7 protein-coding genes and 1 pseudogene are annotated in these 6,368 nt (G+C 71.5%); 1 reads left to right on the top strand and 7 read right to left on the bottom strand.

Annotated elements, in window-relative coordinates; translation table 11 throughout:
- Nucleotides 1-92 (top strand): annotated as a pseudogene (locus ABTZ17_RS35775) (transcriptional regulator); the annotation flags it as partial.
- Between the two features lie 78 nt (nucleotides 93-170).
- Here the strand turns inward: ABTZ17_RS35775 and ABTZ17_RS35770 are convergent.
- The 7 genes from ABTZ17_RS35770 to ABTZ17_RS35740 form a co-directional block, all read right to left on the bottom strand.
- Nucleotides 171-1,418 carry a DivIVA domain-containing protein gene (locus tag ABTZ17_RS35770; protein ID WP_352199989.1) on the bottom strand — a complete coding sequence of 416 codons (1,248 nt, stop codon included), beginning with the start codon at nucleotides 1,416-1,418 and terminating at the stop codon, nucleotides 171-173.
- A 69-nt stretch (nucleotides 1,419-1,487) separates the two neighbouring features.
- Nucleotides 1,488-1,778 carry a YggT family protein gene (locus ABTZ17_RS35765; RefSeq protein WP_352199988.1) on the bottom strand — a complete coding sequence of 97 codons (291 nt, stop codon included), beginning with the start codon at nucleotides 1,776-1,778 and terminating at the stop codon, nucleotides 1,488-1,490.
- A gap of 98 nt (nucleotides 1,779-1,876) precedes the next feature.
- Nucleotides 1,877-2,485 carry a cell division protein SepF gene (locus tag ABTZ17_RS35760; RefSeq protein WP_352199987.1) on the bottom strand — a complete coding sequence of 203 codons (609 nt, stop codon included), beginning with the start codon at nucleotides 2,483-2,485 and terminating at the stop codon, nucleotides 1,877-1,879.
- Between the two features lie 146 nt (nucleotides 2,486-2,631).
- The gene (locus ABTZ17_RS35755) at nucleotides 2,632-3,351 is read right to left on the bottom strand and encodes a YggS family pyridoxal phosphate-dependent enzyme (RefSeq protein WP_352199986.1); all 720 of its coding nucleotides are present in this window, start codon (nucleotides 3,349-3,351) and stop codon (nucleotides 2,632-2,634) included.
- Nucleotides 3,348-4,145 (bottom strand): peptidoglycan editing factor PgeF, encoded by a 798-nt coding sequence (gene pgeF, locus ABTZ17_RS35750; protein WP_352199985.1) that lies wholly within the window; start codon nucleotides 4,143-4,145, stop codon nucleotides 3,348-3,350. Before pgeF ends, ABTZ17_RS35755 begins: the two co-directional genes overlap by 4 nt.
- Nucleotides 4,142-5,362 (bottom strand): cell division protein FtsZ, encoded by a 1,221-nt coding sequence (ftsZ, locus tag ABTZ17_RS35745; RefSeq protein WP_352199984.1) that lies wholly within the window; start codon nucleotides 5,360-5,362, stop codon nucleotides 4,142-4,144. The genes pgeF and ftsZ overlap by 4 nt, the downstream gene beginning before the upstream one ends.
- 283 nt (nucleotides 5,363-5,645) lie before the next feature.
- The coding region (locus ABTZ17_RS35740; protein ID WP_352199983.1) for a cell division protein FtsQ/DivIB at nucleotides 5,646-6,368 on the bottom strand (723 nt) is incomplete at its 5' end.

Here is a 6,368-nt window from a genome sequence, read left to right as displayed (position 1 = left end):
GCCTGCTCTCCTCCGAGCGGCGGGGGACCTGGGTGTACTACCGCGTCGAGCCCTCCGTCCTGGCCGCGATGGGCGCACTCCTCGCCGGGGCGGTCGTCGGCCGCGGGGGTGACCCGGGCCCGGCCCGGAAGGGAAGCGGCTGCCGACGAGAGCTCCGCCCCCGCCTCAGCTCAGTTGTCGTCCTCGTCGATCAGGAAGCCCCGCATCGGGGACGGCGCCTGCTGCATCGGCTGCGGCGCGGCCGGCCGCACCGGAGCCATCGGCTGGGTCATCGCCGGGGTCATCTGCTGCTGACCACCGTAGGACGGACCGGAGTTCATCGGGGAGGGGGCACCCATGGAGTGGCCCATCGACCCGGCCGGAGCCATCGACGGCGCGGAGGACGGCGGCAGCGAAGCGGTCGCCGGGGTCCGCGGCGGGGCCAGCGAGTCGTCGGCCTGGGTCTCCAGCTGGCGCAGCTGGGACTCCAGGTAGGACTTCAGCCGCGTGCGGTACTCGCGCTCGAAGCCGCGCAGGTCCTCGACCTTGCGCTCCAGCGTGGCGCGGGCGGACTCCAGGGAGCCCATCGCGACGCGGTGCTTCTCCTGGGCGTCCCGCTCCAGGGCGTCGGCCTTGGCGCGGGCGTCCCGCTCCAGGCCCTCGGCGCGGGAGCGCGCCTCGCCGACGATCTTGTTGGCCTCGGAGCGGGCCTCCGCGATCGCCTGGTCGGCGGTCTGCTGGGCGAGGGAGAGGACGCGGGCGGCGCTGTCGCCACCGGGGCCCTGACCGGCCTGGGGCAGCTGCGGGGGCTGGTGGCCCATCGGCGGCTGCTGCATGGGCTGCTGCTGCATCGGGGGCTGCTGCATGGGCTGCTGCATGGGCGGGCCGCCCATGGGGCCGCCCATCGGGTTCTGACCCATGGGGCCCTGACCCATCGGGCCCTGACCCATCGGGTTCTGGCCGCCCATGGAGGGGTTGCCGCCCATGGTGTGCTGCATCGGCGGGCCGCCCATGGGGCCGCCCATCGGGTTCTGACCCATGGGGCCCTGACCCTGCGGACCGTGACCCTGGGGGCCGTGGCCGCCGGGGCCGGGGGGAAGCTGCGGAGCGCCGCCGGGCAGCTGGGGCGGACCCATCTGCGGGGGCTGCTGCTGGACCGGCGGGCCGGATATGGCGGCGGGCACCGGGGCGCCCGGACCCTGGGGACCGCGCTGGTCCTGGGGCTCCGGCTTGCGCATGGCCTGCTGCTGCTGGTTCTGGGCCGCCGCACGGGTGGCCGCGGCCAGCTTGGCCCGCAGGTCCTCGTTCTCGCGGAGCAGGCGGGTCAGTTCGGCCTCGACCTCGTCGAGGAAGGCATCGACCTCGTCCTCGTCATAGCCTTCTCGGAGGCGGACGGTCGTGAACTGCTTGTTCCGCACGTCCTCGGGGGTCAGCGGCATCTCTTCTTCACCTCTACGTAGTCGTCGGCAGTCGGCAAGACCGTATCGTCCACGGTCGTCCTCATCTCGCTATCTCGCTGCGCTGCTCACGATGGAGATGAGGATGTAGACGATGATCATGAGAACGAAGAAGGACAGGTCGAGCGCCACGCCCCCGAGACGCAACGGCGGGATGAACCGCCGAAGAAGCTTGAGCGGTGGATCGGTGACAGTGTAGGTGGCCTCCAGAACGACCACCATCGCCTTGCCAGGTTCCCATGAACGGGCGAACTGGAAGACGTAGTCCATCACCAGCCGGAAGATCAGCACGATGAGGAAGCACATCAGCGCGATGTAGACCACCTGTAGTGCGACGCCCATCCCGCGCTTCCCTCTCCCCGTACTGTCGCGACCCGGCCGTCCCGGCCGGTCCGTTTCGTTCCCCGGTGTCGCCTCCGGCTCCTGACCGGAAGCGTTGTCTAGCTCTGGTTGAAGAACCCGCCCTCAGCGATTCGGGCCTTGTCCTCCGCCGTGACATCGACGTTAGCAGGAGACAGCAGGAACACCTTCTGAGTCACGCGTTCAATGCTGCCGTGCAGACCGAACACGAGACCCGCCGCGAAGTCCACCAGACGCTTGGCGTCGGTGTCGTCCATCTCCGTGAGATTCATGATCACGGGGGTGCCCTCGCGGAAGTGTTCCCCGATGGTACGGGCCTCGTTGTAGGTCCGGGGGTGCAGCGTCGTGATGCGGTACGGCTCCCGCTCGGACACGACCTTGGGCATGATCACGGGGGCGTTCTTCTCCAGGTTCGGTCGTTCAGGTGTGATGGATGCCACGGGGGCGATTCGTGCAGGACGTCCGCTTTCAACCGGAATTGACACAGGTTCGCGCTGCGCCGGCGGCTGCGGCATCCGTACCGGTTCGTCCTGTTGTGCGGGCTGGTGCGGAGGCTGGTGCCGCCTGCGGTCCCGTTCCGGTTCGGGCTCGGGCTCGAACTCGTCGTCGGGGTCGAACCCCGGGCCGTCGTACCCATCGTCCTCCACGAGGCCGAGGTAGACCGCCATCTTGCGCATCGCGCCGGCCATGCTCTGAGTCCTCCGCTCTGTGGTGGATCGCCCGCCGCCTCCGTCCCTGTCGCTCCGGGCGCCGCGCGTCCGCGATCCACGTGGTCTGCCCGTCATTCAGTGGGATTGACCATATTTTCTGCTGTGGTCCGACTTGCTTGGCGACGTTACCCGAGCCGGGGTCGGTCTCCGAGTACCGCAGTACCGACGCGCACATGTGTCGCCCCGGCGGCCACGGCCTGTTCGAGGTCTCCGCTCATTCCGGCCGAGACCATCGTGGCAGCCGGATGGCCCGCGCGGAGGCCGGATGACAATTCCACCAGCCGCTCGAAGGCGGCCCGTTCGCGGCCCGCGTACGGACCCGAAAGCGGAGCCACCGTCATGAGCCCGTCGAACCGGAGGCCCGGGGCCGAGGCCACCCGCTCGGCCAGGTCGGCCACCAGGTCGGGAGCGGCACCGCCCCGGTCCCCGCGGGTCCCTGACTCGGCGTCGAGCGCGACCTGCACCAGGCAGCCCAGCTCGCGCCCGGCCCGCTCCGCCGCCGCCGAGAGGGCGGTGACCAGCTTCGGACGGTCCACGGACTGCACCACCTGGGCGTATTCCGCCACGGAACGGGCCTTGTTCGTCTGCAACTGGCCGACGAAGTGCCAGGTCAGTGGCAGATCCGCGCAGGCGGCCGCCTTGGGGGCGGCGTCCTGGTCCTTGTTCTCGGCCACGTGACGGACCCCCAGCCCGGCGAGCAGGCGGACGTCGCTCGCGGGGTAGGTCTTGGTGACCACGATCAGCGTCACCTCCTCCCGCTTCCGTCCGGAGGCGGCACAAGCGGAAGCGATCCGCTCCTCCACCCGGGCCAGGTTCGCGGCGAGCTCCGCCTCACGGTCCGTCATGACTTCTTTCCTGCGGGGACGCCCGGGGCAGGGGCCCCGGGGGTGGACTCCGGCTCCAGCCAGACGTAGCCGGCGAGCCGCCCGGTGACCCGGTCGCGGCGGTAGGAGAAGTGGTCCGGCGATTCCAGGGTGCACACCGCGGAGCGCCGCAGATCGGTCACGCCCAGGGCCGCGAGCTGCGCGTGCACTCCGGCGACCACGTCCACGGCGGGGGTTCCCCAGGAGGTCTCGGCCCGGGCGGCGGGCACCACCGCGGCCACGTCCTCGCGCATCCGCTCGGGCACCTCGTAGCAGCGACCGCAGACGGCGGGCCCGGTACGGGCGGTGATCCGGGCGGGGTCGGCGCCGAGGGCGGTCATCGCCTCGACCGCGGCGGGGACCACCCCGGCCACCAGGCCGGGCCGTCCCGCGTGGGCGGCGGCCACGACTCCGGCCACCGGATCGGCCAACAGCACCGGGGTGCAGTCGGCGGTGAGGACCGCCAGGGCCAGGCCCCGGCGGGTGGTCACCACCGCGTCCACGGAGGGGCAGTCGCGGGTGCCGTCCGGCCCGGTGGGCCAGACGTCCTCGACGACGGCGACGTCGCGGCCGTGGACCTGGTTCATCCAGACCACCCGGTCCGGGTCCAGGCCCAGGGCGCCGGCGGCGGCCGCCCGGTTGGCCCGGACGGCGGCGGGGTCGTCGCCGACCGCGCCGCCCAGGTTGAGCTGCTCGTACGGAACGGCGCTCACCCCGCCCCACCGATCGGTGAAGGCGAAGCGGGCGCCGCTCGCGATGTCCTGCTCGTCTATCACTTCAAGAAGTCCGGGACATCCAGCTCTTCGGCGGGGCTGTCCTGGTAGGGACGGGCCGTGGGCACCTGCGGGGCCGTGGTGACCGGGGCCGCCGGGGCCTCGGCGACCGGGGCGGGCTCCGCGGCCGGGACCGGGGGCTCCTCGCGCGGGGTCACCGAACCGAGGCCGCCGAAGGCGGGCCGGGCCGGCTCGGGGGCACGGACCGGGGCCGGTGCCTCCTCGCGCTTGGTGGAGGCGGCGCCGATCACGTTGTCCCGACGGGCCGGCGGCTGACCGCCGTCGAACCCCGCGGCGATGACGGTGACCCGTACCTCGTCGCCCAGGGCGTCGTCGATGACGGCGCCGAAGATGATGTTCGCCTCGGGGTGGGCGGCCTCGCTGACCAGCTGCGCGGCCTCGTTGATCTCGAAAAGGCCGAGGTCGGAGCCACCGGAGATGGAGAGCAGGACCCCGCGGGCGCCGTCGATGGACGCCTCCAGCAGCGGGGAGGAGATCGCCATCTCGGCGGCGGCCACGGCGCGGTCGTCGCCGCGGGCCGAGCCGATGCCCATCAGGGCCGAGCCCGCCTCGGACATCACGGACTTGACGTCCGCGAAGTCGAGGTTGATCAGACCCGGGGTGGTGATGAGGTCGGTGATGCCCTGCACGCCGGAGAGCAGCACCTGGTCGGCCGACTTGAAGGCGTCGAGCACGGAGACCTGGCGGTCCGAGATCGACAGCAGTCGGTCGTTGGGGATCACGATGAGGGTGTCGACCTCTTCGCGGAGCTCGGCGATGCCGTCCTCCGCCTGGTTCGCCCGGCGCCGTCCCTCGAAGGTGAACGGGCGGGTGACCACGCCGATCGTCAGGGCTCCCAGGGAGCGCGCGATGTTGGCGACCACGGGGGCGCCACCGGTGCCGGTGCCACCACCCTCGCCGGCGGTGACGAAGACCATGTCGGCCCCCTTGAGGACCTCCTCGATCTCCTCGCGGTGGTCCTCTGCGGCCTTGCGGCCGACGGCCGGGTTGGCCCCGGCGCCGAGGCCCCGGGTCAGTTCGCGGCCGACGTCGAGCTTGACGTCGGCGTCGCTCATCAACAGCGCCTGTGCGTCCGTGTTGATGGCGATGAACTCGACGCCCTTGAGACCGACCTCGATCATTCGGTTGATGGCATTGACACCACCGCCGCCGACACCGATGACCTTGATGACTGCGAGGTAGTTCTGCGGTGCTGCCACGTCGAAGGCCTCTCGCCTCGATTACGTGTCGTCGCCCCGCGGGCCTGCGGTGCGACGACTGATGCCGAAATGGGGCGGCTCGACGATCCCGTTGCCGACCCGAACCCTAACCCTGAAGTTTAGGGTTAAGAGTGTGTCTGTTCCTTGGACTCTTCCGAACAGGACACTAAGTCGACAAGTGGCGCGCGTTCAACGAACACGCCGAACCTCCCGTTTTTCTTTTCACCCTATGTGATCACCCATATCGCTGGCCAACCAGGGTGCGTCGCTGTTCGACCCCGCGTCAACTCCCGGACGCGGCAGGGGCGCTGGGGGCACTCACGTCGAACTGCACCGCGCCCGGAGCCGCCTTGAGGAGAGCGCCCAGCGCACGCCCCTTCGCCTCACCCTCCCGGGGGCTCCCCCAGACCACGATCCGCCCCTTCGTGAGCTCCAGTACGAAGGAATCGTACGAGCGCACGCGCAGGGCGCGGGTCTGGCGGGACACCTCCGCCGGGAGGCCGTCGGCCACCAGAACGGCCTCGTGGAGCAGGCGTTCGGAGTCGAAGCGGCGCAGGCTCGGGGAGGCGGAGGCGTCCAGGAAGAGCTCGGGAATCCCCTTCGGAGCTTTGGTGACGGTTGCGAACCGGACGCCCGAGGCGTCCACTTCCACGTATCCGGTGCCCTTGCGGACGAGCAGGACGGGGGTGCGCTCCGTGACCTTCAGGCCGATCCCGTGCGGCCAGGCGCGGACCACGTCCACGGTCTCGATCCTCGGGAGGGCCCCGCGGAGCCGGTCGGCGATCTCGTCGGTGTCCACGGCGGCCATCGGGGAGCCGAGGGGGACGGCCGCGGCGGCGCGGACCTGGGCCGGGGTGAGGACGTCGGTGCCGGTGACCCCGACCTTCTCCACCCGGAGCCAGGAGGAGCCGTAGAGGGCCCAGGCGCCGCCGCCCGCGAGGAGGGCGGCGGCGGCGAGGGCGGCGGCGAGCCGGACCCGGCGGGACCGGAGGAGGGCGGCGGGGCC

This window comes from Streptomyces sp. NPDC097619, from assembly GCF_040302735.1.
GTDB lineage: Bacteria > Actinomycetota > Actinomycetes > Streptomycetales > Streptomycetaceae > Streptomyces.
This window is presented reverse-complemented; position numbering and strand designations above follow the sequence as displayed.